We start from the raw sequence: 594 nt of genomic DNA on the forward strand, positions 1-594 counted from the left end.
GCGTGCAAAGCGACGGCAGTTGGTCAGTGGAAGTACCCAACGCCTTAGCGCAAGGGGATTACACGACGGAGGTTGTGATCAGTGATGGCGCAGGGAATGAAACACAGGTGATCTTAACAGGTAATATAGATACCAGTGTGCCCGTGGTCACGGTGAATAATAATGGCTTAGGCAATGACGAAAGCCCAGTTATTAGTGGAACATCAACAGAGCCTGTTGGCACCCAAGTGACCATCACAATTATGGATGCCAATGGCGACACGCAGACTCTCACAGCCCAGGTTCAAGCAGGAGGTGATTGGGAAGTGGCTGCGGCCAACTTACCGGATGGGGATTACAGCTATAGCGCGAGTATCACCGATGCTGCGGGCAACATTGGCAGTGCAGCGGGGGCTGGGGAAATCGATACCCTTGCACCGGTGATCACGCTTGATAATTTAGGCACCATCAATAATGACACGCCGACTATTTCAGGCACGTCATCAGAGCCGGCAGGCACCGTCATCACCGTCACGCTGACCGACAGCAGCGGTGTTGAGACTGAGCTAAGCGCAAGCGTGGATGGTAATGGCGATTGGTCTGTAACCAGCCCAG

The 594-nt window shown here is 53.7% G+C and carries 1 protein-coding gene; it reads left to right on the forward strand.

The window, feature by feature from the left end; translation table 11 throughout:
• The coding region (locus QMA12_RS22145; protein WP_290295330.1) for an Ig-like domain-containing protein at positions 1–594 on the forward strand (594 nt) is incomplete at both ends.

It is taken from the genome of Pseudoalteromonas sp. APC 3893 (assembly GCF_030408095.1).
GTDB lineage: Bacteria > Pseudomonadota > Gammaproteobacteria > Enterobacterales > Alteromonadaceae > Pseudoalteromonas.